Below are 18,098 nucleotides of genomic sequence, written 5' to 3'. Positions count from 1 at the left end.
GCCAACGGCACCTTTTTTGTCAGTCTGGCTGCGGTTTTGCCCTGATTTAGCACTATGGGAAGCGCAGACATTTGCAGTATGATAGGCCGCCTTAATTCACCGCAATTAAACCGAATTTTTGCTGGTATGTTATTAGATCAAGCCTTATTTACTGAATTGCTCGCGACTGCGGCACAACAGCCGCGGCGCCGGACATTTTTGAATTTGCATCAAAGTTTTGCTGAGCCGGTGCAGCGGGTAGTCATAGCGATGCAGCCAGACAGTTACGTACCGCCACATCGACATACCGAATCACAACAGTGGGAATTGTTTGTGATGCTGGCCGGCACGGTGGACTTTTTGCAGTTTGACGAAGCCGGCACAGTAACTGCCCGTTGGCACCTTTGTGCCGGGTCTGCGGTCACCAGCCTGGAACTGGCCCCGGGCCAATGGCATACCGTGTTGGCGCGGGGGCCGGGGGCTGTATTTCTTGAAGTCAAACAAGGGCCATTTGACCCGGCGCAGCCGCGGCATTTTGCGCCCTTTGCACCGACTGAGCAGGACGCCCAGGCGTCATTCTTTCAACAGTGGCTTTGTGCTGCAACCGTGGGCGATGTCAGCCCGACTTGGCAGGAGATAGCCGGATGAAATTACAATTAGTGATCCGCCGGGCGCCGGCGAAAGCCGGTCTGGACTGGCTGAAACAAGGCTGGCTGCTGTTGCGCCAGCATATGCTGTTACTCGCGATGTTCTGGCTGATGCTGCTTATATCATTGGTTGGGATGGTACATCCGTTGCTAGCGGTGATTGCGCAACTGCTGAGCCCGTTTTTAATGGCTGGTTTTTATGATTGCATTGTGCGGGCCCAACAACAGAAACCACTGACGTTGGAGCTGTTGTGGCAACCAGTCAAAGAAAGTAGCCATCGGGCGGCTTTTATCCGGCTGGCCGGTCTGAATATTTTATTATCGATCCCGAGTCAGCTGTTGCTGGTGCAACAAGTGCCATTGTGGCAGACCGGCGAGGCGGATTTACTGGCATTATTTGCGTTAGTGGCGATGGCATCGGTCAATGCGATGTTATTTGCCTATGCGGTGCCGGTGATTTATTTTCTACGGGAACAGCGGCTGTGGCCGGTGCTGCAAGCCAGTTTTATGGCGTGCTGGCGCAATGTACCGGCGCTGACGGTGTTTGGTATTATCTCTGTACTGCTGGGGATGACTGGTCCTTTTGCGATGGTGCTGCTCGGTATTACTAATCCATTTACCATGATGATTCCGTTGATTTTGGTCTTGCCCTGGCTGGCCATCAGCTTTTTCCTGTCGTTCCGGGAATTTTTTGTGCTGACGCCGGCACGGCCGGATGAGGCGGCAGTGTTTGAAGTCTGAACCTGAAGTTTTGACTGCGCAGCAAGTCTGGCAATTAGCCATCGGTTTGCTGAGCCGGCGCGAGCATAGCAGCCATGAACTGCTGGATAAACTGCGCCAGCGTGGCGCAGATGACGATTTGGCTCAGGTAACATTGGAACGTTGTCAGCAGGAGCAATACCAGTCAGATCAGCGCTTTGCTGAGATGTTATTGCGCCATTGCATCAGCAAAGGCCAGGGGCTTGCGGTGCTGCGGCAATTAAGCCGGCAACACCGGCTGGACCAGGAGTTGTTACAACAAGCGCTCGACAGCGCTGAACCCGATTGGTTTGAACTGGCCCGCAGCTGCGTGCAGAAGAAATTCGGCGAGCTGGCGGCCGGTTCAGACAAAGAACGATTAAAACGGATGGCGTTTTTACAACGCCGGGGCTTCAATTCGGAGCAGATCCGCTACGCATTACAACATTCAGATAGTTAGGACAGCCTATGTACATGACCTCTGCGCAACTGCGCCGCGCCTTTCTGGACTTTTTTGCCAGTAAAGGCCACCAAATTGTTTCCAGCAGCTCGTTAATTCCGGGCAATGACCCAACGCTGTTGTTTACCAACGCCGGCATGGTGCAATTCAAAGACGTATTTCTCGGTCAGGACAAACGCAGCTACAGCCGCGCCGTCACGGCCCAGCGCTGTGTACGCGCCGGTGGTAAACACAACGATCTGGAAAACGTCGGTTATACCGCCCGTCACCACACCTTTTTTGAAATGCTGGGTAACTTCAGTTTCGGTGATTATTTCAAAGAAGATGCGATTAAATACGCCTGGGAATTTCTGACCGAAGTGGTCAAATTGCCAAAAGAAAAACTATGGATCACCGTCTACGCGACGGATGACGAAGCCTTTGATATCTGGACCCAGCAAATCGGTGTGCCAAAGGAACGGGCGATCCGCATCGGCGATAACAAAGGTGCACCTTTTGCTTCAGACAATTTCTGGGCCATGGGTGACACAGGCCCGTGCGGTCCTTGTACCGAGATTTTCTACGACCACGGCGACCATATCTGGGGTGGCCCACCGGGCTCACCGGAAGAAGATGGCGACCGGTTTATCGAGATTTGGAACAACGTTTTTATGCAGTTCAACCGCCACGCCGATGGCCGGATGGAACCACTGCCAAAACCAAGCGTCGATACCGGCATGGGGCTGGAGCGGATTGCCGCGATTTTGCAACACGTGCACAGTAACTATGAAATCGATATCTTCCAGGGCCTGATCAAAGCGGCTGCAGCGGTGACCGGCACGACAGATTTAGACAATAAATCGCTGCGCGTGATCGCCGACCATATCCGTTCCTGTTCTTTCCTGGTCGCTGATGGTGTGATGCCATCCAATGAAGGCCGGGGTTATGTGCTGCGCCGCATCATCCGCCGCGCGGTGCGTCATGGCAATCAGCTGGGCGCCAAAGGCGTATTCTTCAGTAAGTTAGTGGCTGAACTTGCAGTCCAAATGGGCGAAGCTTATCCGGAACTGATTGAAAAACAAGCTATTATCGAAAAAGTACTGCGGATGGAAGAAGAGCAGTTTGGCAAGACGCTGGAACGTGGTCTGTTACTGCTCAAAGATGCTCTGGCTGCGCTTGGCGACAGCAAGGAAATTCCGGGCGAAGTGGTATTTAAGCTGTATGACACTTATGGCTTTCCGGTCGATTTGACCAGCGATGTCGCGCGCGAACAAGGTTTGACCGTTGATCTGGCAGGGTTTGAAGCCGCAATGGAAGCCCAGCGCAAACGCGCCCAGGCCGCTTCCAGCTTTGGTCAGGACTATAACCAAACGGTAACTTCTGAGCAAGTGACTGATTTTACAGGTTATACCGAGCAACACGGTAATGCGGTGGTGCTGGAAATCGTCCGTGATGGCGAAAAAGTTGAGTCTGTGATCGACGGCCAGCAAGCATTAGTGATTCTGGACCAGACACCATTTTATGCTGAGTCCGGCGGTCAGATGGGGGACACTGGTACATTCACGCTGGCGTCCGGCGCTGTGTTTACTGTGGTCGATACGCTGAAAATTGGCAAAGCCTTTGCGCATCGCGGCACCATCAGCGGTACTTTATCCGTCGGCGAGCGTGTCGATGCGCAAATTGATAACGAACGGCGCAGCGCTATCCGCAAAAACCACTCGGCAACGCACTTGTTACATGCTGCACTGCAGCAGGTACTGGGTGCGCACGTGGTACAAAAAGGCTCACAAGTTGGTCCTGACCGCCTGCGTTTTGACTTCGCCCATTTTGAAGCGGTGAAAGCAGACGAAGTTCGCCAGATTGAACAACTGGTGAACGCGCAAATTCAGGCCAACCATGAAGTACTGACCCGGCTGATGCAGCTGGATGCGGCTAAAGCCGCCGGCGCTATGGCGCTGTTCGGTGAAAAATATGATGACGACGTCCGTGTTCTTTCGATGGGCGAGTTCTCGATTGAACTCTGCGGCGGCACGCATGTGGCCCGCACTGGCGATATCGGTCTGTTTAAGATCGTCGTAGAAAGCGGCATCGCTGCCGGTGTACGCCGCATCGAAGCGGTCACCGGCGTTGGCGCCCTGGCTTATTTACACAAACTGGAACAGCAAGCGCAACAAGTTGCGGCTTTGTTAAAAGGCGATGTGCTGTCGATTGGCGAGCGGGTGATCCAGACTTTAGACCGCAGCAAGCTGCTGGAAAAAGAACTGGAACAACTGAAAGCGAAAATGGCCAGCGCTGCCGGTGCTTCATTGCTGGAAAAAGCAGTGGCGCTGAACGGCACTAAAGTGTTGATTGCAGAGCTGTCCGGCGTGGATCCAAAAGGTTTCCGCACTATGGTCGACGAGCTGAAAAACAACATCGGCTCCGGCGTGATTCTGCTTGGCACTGCCAGCGACGGCAAAGTCAGCCTGATTGCAGGTGTTACCAAAGACCTGACCGATAAAGTCAATGCCGGCCAGCTGGTGGGCTGGGCGGCGGAGCAACTGGGTGGTAAAGGTGGCGGCAAGCCGGATCTGGCGCAAGCCGGTGGTACAGACGTTGCCGGCCTTGGCAAGGTATTAGCGGCGGCCACAGACTATCTGGCAGCGAAGCTGTAACAGGTGGCATTACTGGTGCAAAAGTTCGGTGGAACCTCGGTAGGGACCACTGAACGGATTGAAGCGGTGGCGGATCTGATTATCCGCACTGTGCAGGCTGGTCATAAAGTGATTGCGGTGGTATCAGCAATGGCCGGGGAAACCAATAGGTTACTCGGGCTGGCCCAACGTATCGATGTGAAAGCCACGGCGCGCGAGCTGGATGTACTGGCAGCTGCCGGTGAACAGGTCACTATCGCATTGCTGGCCATTGCCTTGGTCAAACGTGGCTACCCTGCAGTTTCGCTGTTGGCCGATCAGGTCTGTATTCATACCGATAACAAGTTTGGCAAAGCCAGAATTGAACGGGTGGATACCGAGCGACTGGCGCTGGAACTGGAACAAGGCCATATTGTAGTGGTCGCCGGTTTTCAGGGGCGGGATATCGAAGGCAATCTGACGACGCTGGGGCGGGGTGGCTCTGATACGTCGGCAGTCGCGCTGGCTGCCGCAGTAAAGGCTGACGAATGTCAGATCTATACCGATGTGGATGGCGTATACACCATAGACCCGCGCATTTGCTCCGGCGCCCGCCGGCTGCCCCAGATCCCGTTTGGCGACATGCTGGAGCTGGCCAGTGTCGGTGCGAAAGTGCTGCACTCACGCTCGGTCGAATATGCCGGGCGGCATCGGGTGCTGCTGCGCGTGTTATCGACTTTCAGGCCGGATGCCGGCACGCTGATGACTTACGAGGAAGATCCAATGCAACTGCCGTTAATATCCGGTATTGCCTGCCAGCATGGCCTGACGTTTCTGCAGTTGCAGGCGCTGAGTCATACTGATTTTTGCCGGTTATTGAACCTGCTGGCCGAGCGCAACGTTGAAACGGATATGGTGCAACAATATGGCGTGTGGCCTGATCAGCTGACGGTGCAATTGGTGCTGACCAACAGCGATTGGCTGCAAGTTGCTGACGATGTACAGAATTTGCTGAAAAATTGTCGGGACGCTCAGCACCGCATTCAAGCAAATCTTGCTAAACTGTCGGTGGTCGGTATCGGCGTCAGGTCGCAACCCGATGTGGTCGCACGGATCCATCAGCTATTAAACCAGCTGAATATTCAGATTTGGGCGATGACGCAGACTGAAAGTCGGTTTTCTGTATTAATGGCGCCGGAACTGGTTGAAGGTGCCGCTGCAAAATTACATCAGGTTTTGTTCAACAGTGATAATTAATCGCTGGATTTTCATAAATTTGAATGCTGAGTTATGATTGGCAACATGGACGCGTTGGTGAAAGGCTAAGCGTCGTTTAAATAGCTGGGACTAAAGGATAGGAGCAAACGAATGCTTATTTTGACCCGTCGCGTTGGTGAGACATTAATGATCGGTGATGAAGTGACTGTCACTGTATTAGGCGTAAAAGGTAATCAGGTACGGATCGGTGTGAATGCACCAAAAGAAGTATCGGTACACCGTGAAGAAATCTATATGCGGATACAAGCGGAAAAGGGCACACCAGGCAGTTACAGCCAGGATGATGATCAATAAGTCTGTTTTCGTAAATCATTGTTTTTATTGTTTTGTTGTGTAAAAAGTAGTCGTTTACGTTATTAATTGCGCAGATTGTCTAAAAGGTCGGCAATCGCACAGTCAGGTTCAAAATTTTGTTTGACATATTTTCCTGAGACATTAATATACGCACCGCAACGTAGCGCGGAGAGATGGCCGAGTGGCTGAAGGCGCACCCCTGCTAAGGGTGTATAGGGGAAACTCTATCGAGGGTTCGAATCCCTCTCCCTCCGCCAGTTGTTTTTAGATTAGATGGACGCATAGCTCAGCTGGATAGAGTACTCGGCTACGAACCGAGCGGTCGGAGGTTCGAATCCTCCTGCGTCCGCCATCTGAAACACTGGCACTACAAGCAAGATTGAAAATTGTAAGACCTGTCGCAAGACATACTCCCAGGACGCATAGCTCAGCTGGATAGAGTACTCGGCTACGAACCGAGCGGTCGGAGGTTCGAATCCTCCTGCGTCCGCCATTAAACCTGCTTAGTGCAGGTTTTTTTGTTTAAAGCCAGTCCCCAAATAAAGAACTGATGACGCAGGCGGTGAGAACCTCCCTCCTCGCGGAGCTCGTCGCGTTCAGCCGGCAGCATGCCAAACTGATGGCATGCTGAGATCCCGTCTTCACGGTTCGACGTGTCGGCTTTGCCGACCGAGCGCGCGCAGCGCGACCCGAAGGGCAGTTGGCGCAGCCAGCTGTAATCCTCCTGCGTCCTCCGGCCTGTTGCAGAGCAACAGGCGTGAAATCAGAGCGAGCCAAATTGTTGGCTCGCTCGCTGCTGATTTCACCCATTAAACCGGCTTAGTGCAGGTTTTTTTGTTTTTGCCATCCTGGCAAAAATCCCTTCAGGACCAGCTAAAGCTGTCCAAAAAACGGCAGGATAGCCGTTTTGCACAGCGCAGCTGCCGGTAGGCGAGCGGCAAGGATGTCGCGAGTGTAAAACGCTCCCGGCGTTTTTGTGTTTTTGCCATCCTGGCAAAAATCCCTGCGGGACCAGCTAAAGCTGTCCACAAAACGGCAGGATAGCCGTTTTGCACAGCGCAGCTGCCGGTAGGCGAGCGGCAAGGATGTCGCGAGTGTAAAACGCTCCCGGCGTTTTTGTGTTTTTGCCATCCTGGCAAAAATCCCTGCGGGACCAGCTAAAGCTGTCCACAAAACGGCAGGATAGCCGTTTTGCAAAGCGCAGCTGCCGGTAGGCGAGCGGCAAGGATGTCGCGAGTGTAAAACGCTCCCGGCGTTTTTGTGTTTTTGCCATCCTGGCAAAAATCCCTGCGGGACCAGCTAAAGCTGTCCAAAAACGCTCCCGGCGTTTTTGTGTTTTTGCGTCCCGCGGCTCCTCGCAGAGCTCGTCGCGTGAAAACAGAACATTATATTCTGCGTCTTAAACTTCTGTTTGGCCCCTCATCCAAAAATCACGCATAGCCGCCGCACTGTAAGGCCTCTTCAGCATGTGGCGAGTTTAAGGGCGCTCCTGAGTGATTAAGGCGCTATTACATGCCGGTTGTGCCTGAAAAGCCGGCGATCGGTTCGGAGCAAGCAAATCTGCTGCGCCAAAACAGCGCGGCTGGTACAGATTTATGCCCGATTTTTGTGCCTGTCGTCATGCAATTCAGCTCAGATGCTTCGAATTGGTGCGAATTCTGACTTTCTAATTCAATTAATTCTTATGAATCATATATTTAATTGTCTGATTTGAACTGCTGGATTTAATTCATGCGTTGTGATTTGATGGAGCGGCACTTGTTTGGGGGTTTTATGTTGTATCAAAAAATAACATCAATAAAAAAGAAAATTTTGTTTGCTGTCGGTGGCTCCACGGCCATTTTATTAGCAGTTGCTGCATTTCTGGTGATCCAGCATATCGCGGCGCAAACCAGAGCGCAGGTGGAAGCAGAGGCAAATAGCCTGATGCAGAAAGAATCTGTCGCTGTGGGCCAGTTCTTTGCGGAATATGCGCAGGTCGCAAAGACATTTTTACACAGTCCACAGTTTCAGCAGTGGTTTTTACAATATCCGGGGCGTGGCACCGATTTGGCAACTGCTGAGGGTTATCCGCAAATTAATCAGACGTTTAAAACCATAAGCGCTGGCGACGCCAATATCCTGTCGGCATTTTTTGCGCTGACCCGTTCTGACGAGTATTTCCGCGAAGACTCCAGGACTGGTGTTGACGTGGATGGGCCAGACAAAGGGGTGGTGGACAAAGGTTATTTCGCCAGTCAACGGCCTTGGTACATTGAGACGATGAAGCACAATAAGTTTTTCGTCGGTTCACCGTCGGCCGATTTTACCACCGGCATCGTCTCAGCCGTCGTGGAAGGTCCGGTGTACCTGCCGGATGGCACTTTGCTTGGTGTTGGTGGCCTGGATCTGCATATCAATAAAGTCGGGGATAAAGTGGAAACCATTCGCTATCAGGGTGAGGGCTTGCCGTTTTTACTCGATGGCAAAGGCCAGATTGTGCATTTCTCCGGACGGGCGGGTATCACGACCAAAGCCAATGACCCGATCCAGGGGCTGGATAACAAAGACAAAAATAGCAGCGGTTTTGCTGTGCTGGCGAAAGCGGCACAGCAAAGCCAGGCTGGTTTTGCCGAGGTCCGGCTGAATGGGGTGGATTATTATGTTGCTTACCAGCCGGTCAGCCGCGATTTTCCGCAGATGAACTGGCTGGTTGGTATCCTGATCCCAGCCGCGTTAATCGACGCGCCGATTGAATCGACGGTGCAGTGGTCAATCTTTGGTGCGCTGCTGATCCTTGCCTTGATCACGGCGAGTATCATGATCACGACCGGGGTCATCACCAAACCATTGCAACAACTGACCCATGCTATGCAGGATATTGCCAGCGGCGATGGTGACCTGACCCGGCGCATCGATATTGCACAGCAGGATGAAGTGGGCGCGCTGGCGCGGCATTTTAATACTTTCGTCAGCAAATTACGCCAATCACTGGCGCAAACGCAACAGCAGGCGGAACAGGTCAAATTGTCCAGTGAACACCTGAACCAGGTGGTTGGGCTGACCAATCAGGAGATCCAGCACGAGAAGGTGCAGATCGACTCGGTGTCAGCTGCAGTGACGGAAATGGCCGCGACCGTGCAGGAGATCAGCCGAAACGCGCAATCGACCAGCCAGGCCGCAGCGGATGCTGAGGTGCGTGGCCAGCAAGGCGCGAAATTGTCTGAGCTGGCGGTCAATGATATGGAATCGCTGAATCAAAGCATGGTATCTGCCGTGGATGTTGTAGTTGGACTTGCCAAAGAATCTGAAAATATCGGTACTGTGGTCGACGTCATTAAAGGCATCGCTGAACAGACCAATCTGCTGGCATTAAATGCTGCTATCGAAGCGGCCCGTGCCGGCGAGCAAGGCCGCGGTTTTGCTGTCGTGGCTGATGAAGTCCGTTCATTGGCAGGACGCACCCGGGAAAGTACTGATGATATCCGCCGGATGGTGGAAAAACTGCAACATATCGCCAAGCAGGCAGAAGACGTGATGCAATTGGGCCGCAGTCAGACTGAGGTCAGTGCGGAACGCGCCCGGGCGATGCAACAATCATTAACTGCGATTAGCGCGGCTATCATGGTTGTGCAGCAACAAAGCACCCAGATTGCGGTGGCAACCGAGCAACAAACGATTGTGGCTGATGATATTAACCGCAGCCTGACCGCGATCACGGCTTTGGTTGATAATACCGCGGAGCATGCACTGGAACTAACGGGGGAAGCCCGTCAGCTGGATAATTCCGCTTCTGCGTTAAATCAGGTGGTCGCGCAGTTTCGGATTTGAGCCCTGTCGCAGCGCTGCGTAAAAAAAACGGCCGGAGTGGTATCAATCTGGCCGTTTTGTTTTGGCCGCCTGACTGATATAAAAGCCGTTTTCCGTCATATTTGCAGACGATCCTGAATGGGCTGATGTGATCAATATTTTTACACGATTTTAATGCGCTGGACGCAGGATAAAGGCTTTGTTTTTTTTTCGTTCTCCATTACCATGCGGTAAGGGAAAAATAAAAGGAAAATATGGATATTTTATTTTTCAAGAGCATTTTGCATGAACAGGTCGTATTTAGTCGGATTTGTACCGCTTTTTTTAATCACCTCAGCGCAAAGCGTCGCCGCTGACTGGGATCAGGCTCACAACGAGCTCAGTGCCTTCCTTGGTGTGCACAGTAATAACAATCTATTCAATACCGCAATTCAGCGTCAGTCAGACCAAAGTGGTATCGCTGGCATCCGTTGGGATTGGCTTGGTTTGTTTGAAGGTTATGGTCTGCAAATGCCGCTGCAAATCAGCCGCCAACACTACAGGGACACCAGCGATTTAGCGCAAACGCTGTATCAGTTGCAGCCAGAATTACGCTTGTTTCTGACACCACAAACCGATCTGTCGTTACAGGCGACCTTACGCAAAGACCAGCATCTGGCCGGGGATAGCGCGGCAGAATTTTTGTCAGCGGCAGAGCAGGCCTTACTGGCAAAGCAATCCGGCGCAAAGGCTGCACTTGGTTTTGGCCGGGCACCTGATACCCAGAATCTGCGCGTCACTGTTGGCACAGACCGACGTCAGCAAGATGTCCGTGAGCAACGCTATTCCACTTTAGACAGTGATTTTGCTGAAGCGCAATACAGCCACAAGCTTAACGAAAATATCGCATTGGTATTGGATGTCGCAAGACGCCAGGAACAACAGAATCAACTAAGCACCGACCTGACTCAATATGGTGGCGGTCTCGCTGTGCAATGGACCGGCCAGCAGTTTTTCCGCCTGACCGGTGGCCGGTTTTCGCGCAGTTATCCGGCAAATCAACTGGCAAAATCGACGGGCAGTTACTGGCAGCTGGATAACCTCTGGCAGTTTGACCAGCGCTGGCAGCTTCAACTGCAAAGCGGCCGCAACTCTGTGTTGTCTTATGCTACGGCCAGTGTCAGCCAGCTCGATACCCGTCATGCGGCCAGTGTGCGCTGGCAATATGATCAGTCACATCAGTTCAGCGCTGAACTCAGCCAGCTGACGTCCCGTCTTGATCAGGGCGATTATCGCAGAACCCGCAGTGCGCTCAGTGCAGGCTGGCGCTGGCAGTGGGCACAGCAATGGCAAAGCCTGGTCCAACTCAGTCAGGTGCATCAACGCCAACAACAGCAACCGGATCGCAACCGTGCCGAATTGCTGGCTGAGGTCAGCTGGTCATGGTGAAGTGGTGTAGTGCTTTCCTGAGCCTGTTATTGCTCGCATCTGTGCAGGCACAGACTCCGGCTGCGCCGGGGTTACAAAGCTACAAGTTCGGTCCCGGCGACTCGATTAAAATCAGTGTTTATCTGGAACCGGATCTGTCGGTGACAGCTGAGATCAGCCAGCAGGGGTTTATAGATATGCCTTTACTGGGCAGTATCCGGCTGACCGGTCATACCCAGCAAAGCGCCAAAGAATATCTGGAACAACGGCTGAAAGATGGTTATCTGGTTGCACCGAGTGTTTCGATCACGGTCGACAGCTATCGACCGTTTTTCATCTATGGCGAAGTGCGAAATCCTGGCAGCTATTCGTATCAGCCGGATATCACACTGGAACAGGCCATTGCGCTGTCAGGCGGCTTGCTGGACCGGGCTTCGCGCAGTGCCTGGCAAATCCAGCGTGGTGCGGATAAAGCAACGTTTAAAGCCAGCTCGGACACGATCATCCTGCCCGGTGATGTGATTAAAATCGATAAGAGCTTTTTTTGATGCAGGCACAGCAGCAACAACAGCAACAGCAGCAGGTACAACAGGCCAATGATGCGATTGAATTAAGTGTCATCCTGGCCATCCTGTCGGCCCGGCGCTGGCTGATTGTGCTGATCACCACAGTCATTTTTGCGCTGGTCACTGCGTTTGTGTCGCAATTGCCTTCGGTTTTTCGCGCCGACACCACGCTGATGATCAAAGGCGGCTTGTCGGCCAATCCGCTGCAATCGCTGATCCCGGGGATGGGCGGTGGTAACGATGAACTTGATACACAAATTAAACTGTTGACCTCCACACAATTTGCCCAGGACGTGGTGAAGAATCTGCCGGCCGATCTTGAACTTGGTTTACCGAACGATATGCGTCGGGATGACGTGCAGGCATTGCTGGCGGATCTATCCGTGGCCGCAGTACCAAAAACTACGTTGTTACAAATTTCCTATAAACACCACAATCCATTTATCGCTGCAGAGGTGGTGAATCAGCTGGCTGCCCATTTCATGAATTATCAGACCGGCCTGATGCAGCAGCACAATCATCAGGCGAACGATTGGATTAAAGAGCGGGTGGACGATGTCCGGCTGAAGCTGACCGAGTCGGAGCAAAAGCTGCAGCAGTTCCGGCAGGAACGCAATATTATCGATATCAGCAGCGATATAGAACTGAGTAAGCAGGAAATCGCACAGCTATTCAGTGAGCGCCGCCTGCTGCAAAAACAAAGCGATGAGCTGTCTGTTCTGCTGAATAAAATTCAACAGGCGGGCCAGAACTATGAAGCGCTGATCAATATCGCTGAGGTGGCCGCAGTGCCGGTGATCGCCTCGCTGCAACAACAACTGGCGATGCAACAGGCGGAATTTGCCCAGCTACGGCTCAGTTATCTGGAGAAACACCCACGTTATATTGCCGCCAATCGCAAAATAGAAGTGACCAGCCAGCAGCTCAACAGCGAAGTGAACAAACTGTCTGGCAATTTCCAAATCCGCCAACGCGATTTACAACGCAATCTGCAGGAAATCGCAGTGAAAGCTGACGCTGCAACCACCCGACTGGAGCAACTGGTTGGAGTCGGACAAGTGCATAAAAAACTCGAAGCTGAAATTCAGGCCAATCTGCATTTGCTGACCACGTTGTCGGACAAAATGAAAGAAACCGAACTGATGAAAGACATCAATAAAACATCGAGTATTTTTGTGGTCGACCCGGCGATAGTCCCGGTCAAACCAATAGGGCCTAAACGGCTGTTATTGTCGGTTGCCGCTTTTGTTCTGGGCATTATCAGTGCGGTATTTCTGGTGCTTTGCCTGCATTTTTTTGCCGATGTCACCTCGAAGTACCGGCATATCGCGACGCGTTATGGCTATAAGTTACTCGGCGTGGTGCCACAAATCCGCATCAAAGGCATCGACCGCAATCTGCCGGTGATCCAGCAATCCGGCAAACAATACACCTTGTATCAGGAATACATCCGGTCATTACGGACCAATATTTTACTGGATAAACAACTAGGTACGCAGCGATTGCTGGCGCTGACATCAATTTCACCCAATGAAGGTAAATCGAGTATTTGTCTGCAGCTGGCTAAATCGTTTTCTGAGCTGGAACGGGTGATCATTATCGACGCTGATCTGCGTTTTCCGGCACTGGCCGAAGCGCTGGGAGAAAATCCGCACCGGCCCGGCCTGACCAACCTGCTGGCAAAGACCCATACCTTTGAGCAATGTGTGTTTTACAGCAAAGAGCTGAACGCCGATGTCCTGCCATCCGGCATCCGGCCGATGAATCCGCTGTTATTTCTGTCGATGCCACGCTTTGATGCGGTGCTTAAAGTGCTGGCGAAAAAGTATGACCGGGTCATTATCGAATGTCCGCCGATTTTGTCGGTGTCGGACGCGATGGTGGTGGCCAAATGTGTTGGTAAGCTGGAGTTGGTGGTGGACGTGAAAAAAACGCCGTTGGTAGACTTCGCCGCCAAAATGGATTTGTTATCGCAGTCAGGCGTCAATATTGGTGGCGTGATCCTGAACCGGGTGAAAAACGATACCTCCAACTACTACGCTACCTCCGCCACCCGCGCCAAACAACCGTCCGCGCTGCGTCAGCTGCTGCATGATAATTTACGCCGTGCCTGATTGGCTTATTGTTCGTCCTCTGCGGTGTCCGCACTGTCCATACTAAATAACAATTGTTGCCGCGGATCCAGCTGCGCCTGTGGGGGCAATAGGACCTGCCGGGCTTGATCCGGTCGTAGCGCAGCATGTAGCGGCAGCGCCGTCAGTCCTTGCATCGCCACTTGCTCTACTTGTGGCGTTTTAATCAGCCTCGGTACATCACGCGGGCCATATTGCGCGATGGATGGAATGAATGGCCGCAATTTGCTGATCAGTTTATCGAGAAACCAGGTACTGACTTCACCGCCAATTATAATGGTCTGGCAGTTAAACAGAGTCTCCAGCGTATGAATAGCCACCCGCATCGGTTCGGTCGCGCGGTCAAACCAGGGGGTCAGTTTGTCGGCCTGCATGGCGAGACGGTCAAAGCCGTCCGCGGAATCCAGTAGCAGTCCAGGCAGTTTTTTATCGACAAATTGCTGCAGCGATCGCACTGAAGCAAAATCATTCAGCCGGCCAAAATCACCATTGCTGTGATCCTGATCCGGCGTGACAAAAATCTCACCCAACGCCCCCGTTAAGCCATGTTGCCCCTGCAATAACCGCCGTTCAAATACAATCGCCGTATCGATTTGCTGGCCCAGATGGATATAACAAAAGCTGTTGAGCTGGCGTGCCTCGCCATGCAGCAGTTGCCAGGCCGCGCAGGCTGCCGCTGTGTGGGCGGCACAAACCGGCAGCTGCAAAGCAGTGGCAAGCTGTTGTTGCAGCAGCTGTAATTCCTGATGGCGCTGCTCCGGCTCACTGACTGAGGCCGATACTATGGTCAGGCCGGCACCCAGCAGCTGACTGTGGTTGTGCGCCGACTGCTGCAAAAACAGCGTACTGAACTGACCGATCTGACTAATCAGGCTGACATCATTTTGCCGGGACTGGGTCTGATGCTGTAACAACTGACCGGTTAAATCGCTTAAGGCCAGTTCAATCCGGGTCGGCCAGACGCGGATGCCAAGACTAAACAACCCCGGGCCATTCAGCATCAGCATCGTCGATGGCTTGCCAACGCCCACTTTCAGCTGGCCTGTCTCAATCACCAGTTGATGCGCGATCAGCTCATCAACCAGATTGGTGATGGTCTGTTTGGTTAATGCCGTGGCCCGCGCCAGATCGGCACGCGACAACGGACCTTGGGTGGCCACTTGTGACAGTACCAGCCGAAGATTTAACGATTTGTTTTGTTTAGAGTTAGAGCCTTTCATGCAAGGGCCTTGTCTGGCGTTTGTGCACGAACTACGTGCCAGGAGATCGACCGTCATTCTTGACCTGAAGCGTCGTCAAACGCAAACAATTTGTCGGCTTAAAGTTATTAGTAAAAATGATTGACTTAATGATGCTGGTTGGAATATAACCAATCTATCAAAGTTGTGAATAAAAGGTGTCGAGTGAAACAAAAAAAACCACAGTGGCGGCAATTCGCACTGATGTGCCTGTTGCCAGTCCTCAGCCTGCCGGTCCGCGCGGCGACGCCGGCACTGGATTTAACCACTGCAGCCCGCGCTGAACAGGTGATATTGACGCCGGCTCAGCAGCAGCAACTTAAAACGACGAAGCGCCGGGCCGCACTGGTCTGGCACGGCTCCAGCGCCTGGATCAATGCGGTCACTGCTGGCGCCCGCGCAGAATTTACCGCAGCCGGTGTCGATGTAGTCGCTGTCACCGATGCGAACTTTGATCCGGCCCGGCAGGTAGCGGACATTGAAAATGTCACGACGATGCAACCGGATTTTATTCTGACGTTGGCGATTGACCCTTCCAGTGTCAAAAGCAGCCTGCAACGGGCGGCGAAGCAGGGTGCAAAACTGGTGCTGCTGAGTAATCCGGTTGCCGGTTTCCAGCATCCGGCTGACTATGCCGGCATTGTTACTGACGACATGATTGGTATGGGCCGTCGCGCGGCATCGGTGTTGGCGGAATACAGCAACAAGCCGGTTAAAGTTGGGATGATTTTTCATGATGCCGACTATTTCATCACCAACACCCGTGATCAAGCCTTCGCGAATGCGCTGAAGGCGCATCCACAGTTGCAGCTGGTCGCACGGAAGGGGTTTGTCCGCGAACAGGAAACCAGCGATGTTGCGGCGGCATTGCTGCTGCAACATCCGGAAACAGAGCTGATTTATGTGTCATGGGACAGCGCCGCCGAAGGCGTGCTGGAAGCTCTGCGAGCTGCCGGGCGCAAGGATATCCGTGTGGTCACCCATGATCTTGGCGTCAACAATCTGCTGGATTTGGCGCGTGACGGTAACATGCTGGCGACGATCGCCGACCAACCCTATCTGATTGGCCAGACCATGGCCAAAGTGGCATTACTGGCTGAACTGCAACAGCCAACACCGGCGCTGACGCTGGTGCCATTTGACACCGTACATCGCCACAACATCAGTGAAGGCTGGTTACGTGCTTTTCATAGTCAGTTGCCGGCGGTATTACAACCTTTCATCGCAACGGAGAATAGCCGATGACCACTCAGACCCAGGCGACGATGCTGAAGCAGCTGCTGCTGCGCCGCGACGCTTATATCTATTACATCTTTCTGATTGTACTGAGTTTTTTTGCAGTGCTGCTGCACGACACCGCATTTTTGAGCCTCGACAATTTACTCAATATTGTCCGCCAGACTACGCCGGTGACTGTGATGGCGGTGGCGCTGTGTTTCGCCCTGGCGGTAGGTCATATCGATTTATCGATCGGCGCCGTGGTGGCGGTCAGTGCTTTAGTCGCGGCTCTATTGCTGCCGCAGTATGGCGTGTTGGTCGCGACGGCCGCAGCCCTGGGACTAGGTGCGGCGGTGGGTTTTATCAATGGCCTGCTGACCGAAAAATTACAGGTTTCCAGCCTGTTAATCACGCTCGGCACTATGAGTGTGCTGGCCGGCGTGGCGCGGCAGCTGACTGGCATGGAATCAGTACCGGTGCTGCATGATGGCTTTATTTTCTGGTTTGGCGGCGGCGAGCTGTTGGGTATCCCAACCTTATTGCTGTGGACAGTCGCGGTGGCACTGCTGGGCTATTTGTTACTGAATAAACTGCGTTTTGGCCGGCATTTACTGGCGGTGGGTGGGCAGCCGCAGGCGGCCCGCGCAATGGGCATTGCATTGCAACGGCTGCGGGTGCAGGCGTTGATGATTTCGGCCACTGGTGCGGCATTGGCGGGGTTGTTGTACGCAGGCCGGCTGCAGGGGGCGCGTTATACGCTGGGTGAAGCGGATCTGCTGACAGTGATCGCAGCAGTAGCGATTGGCGGTACCAGCCTGTTTGGCGGACGGGTCTGCATTCTGGGCGCTGTGCTTGGTTCCTGGCTGATGGGGATGATTAATAACGGCCTGATCCTGTCAGGTTTTTCTACCAATGAGCAAATGGTGGCGCGTGGCGTGATCCTGATTGTGGCGGTGGCGATTGGTGTGCGGGAGATGAAAAATGGTTAGGAATGCATTGGGACAGGTCGCCTTAGAGATCCGCCATCTTGGCAAAGCTTTTGGCGCGGTCCAGGCGTTAAAAGACGTCAGTTTTTCGATTCAAAAAGGCGAAGTGGTGGCACTGCTTGGCGACAATGGTGCCGGTAAAACCACGCTGGTGCGATGTCTGGCCGGTATACATCAGCCGGACCGCGGTGACATCCTGTTTAACGGTCAGGCAGTACAACTGGCGAATCCACAGCAGGCGCGCGCCCTTGGCATCGAAACGGTGTTTCAGGATCTGGCGATGGTGCCGGAGTTTGATATCGCCACCAACCTGTATTTAAACCGGGAAATTCTAAGCAAAAACCCGTTGCTGCGTGCTATCGGCTGGCTGGACAAAGCGGCGATGGCGCGGCAAGCGCGTAAATCGCTGCATCGGCTGAATAGCCGGATGCCGGATTTTAGTGCCCGGGTGCAGAGTCTGTCCGGCGGTCAGCGCCAGGCAATAGCCATCGCCCGTGCTGTGAACTGGGGTGCTGATCTGGTGATCATGGATGAGCCGACCGCAGCGCTTGGTGTTGAGCAAAGTGCGCAGGTGAACGAGCTGATCCGGTTGATTAGCTCCCAGGGCGTGGCGGTGCTGTTAATCAGTCACAACATGCAGCATGTGCTGGAAACCTGCGATCGGGCCGTGGTGTTGTATCAGGGCTGTTCGGTGGCCGATGTCGCGCTTGGCGACGTGACCAAAGAACATCTGGTGGCACTTATTACCGGTGCGGCGCTGGCCGCCTGAGGAGCA

15 protein-coding genes and 3 tRNA genes are annotated in these 18,098 nt (G+C 53.3%); 16 read left to right on the top strand and 2 right to left on the bottom strand.

The window, feature by feature from the left end; genetic code table 11:
* Window positions 1–126 precede the first annotated feature (126 nt).
* From ATY27_RS19450 to ATY27_RS19410, 9 genes are all read left to right on the top strand, one after another.
* Window positions 127–627 carry a WbuC family cupin fold metalloprotein gene (locus tag ATY27_RS19450; protein ID WP_208930598.1) on the top strand — a complete coding sequence of 167 codons (501 nt, stop codon included), beginning with the start codon at window positions 127–129 and terminating at the stop codon, window positions 625–627.
* Complete coding sequence (locus tag ATY27_RS19445) at window positions 624–1,367, top strand: hypothetical protein (RefSeq protein ID WP_208930599.1); 744 nt, start codon at window positions 624–626, stop codon at window positions 1,365–1,367. The genes ATY27_RS19450 and ATY27_RS19445 overlap by 4 nt, the downstream gene beginning before the upstream one ends.
* Window positions 1,357–1,824 carry a regulatory protein RecX gene (locus ATY27_RS19440; protein WP_208930600.1) on the top strand — a complete coding sequence of 156 codons (468 nt, stop codon included), beginning with the start codon at window positions 1,357–1,359 and terminating at the stop codon, window positions 1,822–1,824. The genes ATY27_RS19445 and ATY27_RS19440 overlap by 11 nt, the downstream gene beginning before the upstream one ends.
* Before the next feature lie 14 nt (window positions 1,825–1,838).
* Entirely contained in the window at window positions 1,839–4,457 is a 2,619-nt protein-coding gene (alaS, locus tag ATY27_RS19435; protein WP_347876422.1) for an alanine--tRNA ligase, read from the top strand.
* Window positions 4,458–4,460: 3 nt separating this feature from the next.
* On the top strand, window positions 4,461–5,672 hold the full coding sequence (locus ATY27_RS19430) for an aspartate kinase (protein ID WP_208930602.1): 1,212 nt from the start codon (window positions 4,461–4,463) through the stop codon (window positions 5,670–5,672).
* A 111-nt stretch (window positions 5,673–5,783) separates the two neighbouring features.
* Window positions 5,784–5,987: a carbon storage regulator CsrA gene (gene csrA / locus ATY27_RS19425; RefSeq protein WP_031568392.1), complete on the top strand. Its 204-nt coding sequence runs from the start codon at window positions 5,784–5,786 to the stop codon at window positions 5,985–5,987.
* Between the two features lie 167 nt (window positions 5,988–6,154).
* A tRNA-Ser gene (locus tag ATY27_RS19420) sits at window positions 6,155–6,244 on the top strand.
* A gap of 18 nt (window positions 6,245–6,262) precedes the next feature.
* Window positions 6,263–6,339, top strand: a tRNA-Arg gene (locus tag ATY27_RS19415).
* Window positions 6,340–6,403: 64 nt separating this feature from the next.
* Window positions 6,404–6,480 (top strand) — tRNA-Arg (locus ATY27_RS19410).
* A 522-nt stretch (window positions 6,481–7,002) separates the two neighbouring features.
* On the opposite strand, the gene ATY27_RS19405 is transcribed toward ATY27_RS19410, so the two are convergent.
* Entirely contained in the window at window positions 7,003–7,260 is a 258-nt protein-coding gene (locus ATY27_RS19405; protein ID WP_208930603.1) for a hypothetical protein, read from the bottom strand.
* A gap of 458 nt (window positions 7,261–7,718) precedes the next feature.
* On the opposite strand from ATY27_RS19405, the gene ATY27_RS19400 reads away from it, so the two are divergent.
* From ATY27_RS19400 to ATY27_RS19385, 4 genes are all read left to right on the top strand, one after another.
* Entirely contained in the window at window positions 7,719–9,797 is a 2,079-nt protein-coding gene (locus ATY27_RS19400; protein ID WP_208930604.1) for a methyl-accepting chemotaxis protein, read from the top strand.
* Window positions 9,798–10,061: 264 nt separating this feature from the next.
* On the top strand, window positions 10,062–11,204 hold the full coding sequence (locus ATY27_RS19395) for a hypothetical protein (RefSeq protein ID WP_208930605.1): 1,143 nt from the start codon (window positions 10,062–10,064) through the stop codon (window positions 11,202–11,204).
* Entirely contained in the window at window positions 11,198–11,731 is a 534-nt protein-coding gene (locus ATY27_RS19390; RefSeq protein WP_208930606.1) for a polysaccharide biosynthesis/export family protein, read from the top strand. Before ATY27_RS19395 ends, ATY27_RS19390 begins: the two co-directional genes overlap by 7 nt.
* Window positions 11,731–13,863: a polysaccharide biosynthesis tyrosine autokinase gene (locus ATY27_RS19385; RefSeq protein ID WP_208930607.1), complete on the top strand. Its 2,133-nt coding sequence runs from the start codon at window positions 11,731–11,733 to the stop codon at window positions 13,861–13,863. Before ATY27_RS19390 ends, ATY27_RS19385 begins: the two co-directional genes overlap by 1 nt.
* 5 nt (window positions 13,864–13,868) lie before the next feature.
* Here ATY27_RS19385 and ATY27_RS19380 read toward each other — a convergent pair whose 3' ends face one another.
* The gene (locus ATY27_RS19380) at window positions 13,869–15,101 is read right to left on the bottom strand and encodes an ROK family transcriptional regulator (protein ID WP_208930608.1); all 1,233 of its coding nucleotides are present in this window, start codon (window positions 15,099–15,101) and stop codon (window positions 13,869–13,871) included.
* A 183-nt stretch (window positions 15,102–15,284) separates the two neighbouring features.
* Here ATY27_RS19380 and ATY27_RS19375 point away from each other — a divergent pair, with 183 nt between their 5' ends.
* From ATY27_RS19375 to ATY27_RS19365, 3 genes are read left to right on the top strand one after another with little or no spacing between them, the layout of a single operon-like run.
* Window positions 15,285–16,364 (top strand): substrate-binding domain-containing protein, encoded by a 1,080-nt coding sequence (locus ATY27_RS19375; protein ID WP_208930609.1) that lies wholly within the window; start codon window positions 15,285–15,287, stop codon window positions 16,362–16,364.
* Window positions 16,361–17,326 (top strand): ABC transporter permease, encoded by a 966-nt coding sequence (locus ATY27_RS19370; RefSeq protein ID WP_244151264.1) that lies wholly within the window; start codon window positions 16,361–16,363, stop codon window positions 17,324–17,326. Before ATY27_RS19375 ends, ATY27_RS19370 begins: the two co-directional genes overlap by 4 nt.
* Window positions 17,319–18,092 (top strand): ATP-binding cassette domain-containing protein, encoded by a 774-nt coding sequence (locus ATY27_RS19365; protein WP_208930610.1) that lies wholly within the window; start codon window positions 17,319–17,321, stop codon window positions 18,090–18,092. The genes ATY27_RS19370 and ATY27_RS19365 overlap by 8 nt, the downstream gene beginning before the upstream one ends.
* The last annotated feature ends 6 nt before the right edge of the window (window positions 18,093–18,098 follow it).

It is taken from the genome of Rheinheimera sp. F8 (assembly GCF_001518915.1).
The sequence above is the reverse complement of the archived record's forward strand: the minus strand, read 5'-3'. Positions and strand labels throughout refer to the sequence as shown.

Bases quoted from the DNA above. Each gene is read 5' to 3' on its own strand.
- ATY27_RS19390 (WP_208930606.1), top strand. From the start codon at position 11,198: ATGGTGAAGTGGTGTAGTGCTTTCCTGAGCCTGTTATTGCTCGCATCT.
- ATY27_RS19445 (WP_208930599.1), top strand. From the start codon at position 624: ATGAAATTACAATTAGTGATCCGCCGGGCGCCGGCGAAAGCCGGTCTG.
- ATY27_RS19405 (WP_208930603.1), bottom strand. From the start codon at position 7,260: ATGGCAAAAACACAAAAACGCCGGGAGCGTTTTACACTCGCGACATCC.
- alaS (WP_347876422.1), top strand. From the start codon at position 1,839: ATGACCTCTGCGCAACTGCGCCGCGCCTTTCTGGACTTTTTTGCCAGT.
- ATY27_RS19395 (WP_208930605.1), top strand. From the start codon at position 10,062: ATGAACAGGTCGTATTTAGTCGGATTTGTACCGCTTTTTTTAATCACC.
- ATY27_RS19370 (WP_244151264.1), top strand. From the start codon at position 16,361: ATGACCACTCAGACCCAGGCGACGATGCTGAAGCAGCTGCTGCTGCGC.
- ATY27_RS19450 (WP_208930598.1), top strand. From the start codon at position 127: ATGTTATTAGATCAAGCCTTATTTACTGAATTGCTCGCGACTGCGGCA.
- csrA (WP_031568392.1), top strand. From the start codon at position 5,784: ATGCTTATTTTGACCCGTCGCGTTGGTGAGACATTAATGATCGGTGAT.
- ATY27_RS19385 (WP_208930607.1), top strand. From the start codon at position 11,731: ATGCAGGCACAGCAGCAACAACAGCAACAGCAGCAGGTACAACAGGCC.
- ATY27_RS19400 (WP_208930604.1), top strand. From the start codon at position 7,719: ATGCGTTGTGATTTGATGGAGCGGCACTTGTTTGGGGGTTTTATGTTG.
- ATY27_RS19380 (WP_208930608.1), bottom strand. From the start codon at position 15,101: ATGAAAGGCTCTAACTCTAAACAAAACAAATCGTTAAATCTTCGGCTG.
- ATY27_RS19365 (WP_208930610.1), top strand. From the start codon at position 17,319: ATGGTTAGGAATGCATTGGGACAGGTCGCCTTAGAGATCCGCCATCTT.